The 653-nt window shown below is 66.6% G+C and carries 1 protein-coding gene; it reads left to right on the top strand.

The window, feature by feature from the left end; genetic code table 11:
* Positions 1–653: flavodoxin-dependent (E)-4-hydroxy-3-methylbut-2-enyl-diphosphate synthase (gene ispG / locus V7793_RS37995; protein WP_336014321.1), on the top strand; the 653-nt coding region annotated here is incomplete at both ends.

Raw genomic sequence — 653 nt, 5'->3', positions numbered from 1 at the left:
CCGATCCGTATCGGTGTGAACGCGGGGTCGCTGGACCGGCGTCTGCTGCAGAAGTACGGGAAGGCGACGCCCGAGGCGCTGGTGGAGTCGGCGCTGTGGGAGGCCTCGCTCTTCGAGGAGCACGGTTTCCGTGACATCAAGATCTCGGTCAAGCACAACGACCCGGTCGTGATGGTCAATGCGTACCGTCAGCTGGCGGCGCAGTGCGACTACCCGCTGCACCTGGGTGTGACCGAGGCCGGCCCGGCCTTCCAGGGCACGATCAAGTCCGCGGTGGCGTTCGGTGCGCTGCTGTCGGAGGGCATCGGCGACACCATCCGTGTCTCGCTGTCGGCCCCGCCGGCGGAGGAGATCAAGGTCGGTATGCAGATCCTGGAGTCCCTGGGGCTGCGCCAGCGCCGTCTGGAGATCGTCTCGTGCCCGTCCTGCGGTCGTGCGCAGGTGGACGTGTACAAGCTCGCGGATCAGGTCAGTGCGGGTCTGGAGGGTATGGAGGTGCCGTTGCGCGTCGCGGTGATGGGCTGCGTCGTCAATGGTCCGGGTGAGGCCCGTGAGGCCGATCTGGGTGTCGCCTCGGGCAATGGCAAGGGGCAGATCTTCGTCAAGGGCGAGGTCATCAAGACCGTGCCGGAGTCGAAGATCGTGGAGACCCT

The organism is Streptomyces sp. KLMMK (assembly GCF_036961605.1).
GTDB lineage: Bacteria > Actinomycetota > Actinomycetes > Streptomycetales > Streptomycetaceae > Streptomyces > Streptomyces telluris.
This window is presented reverse-complemented; position numbering and strand designations above follow the sequence as displayed.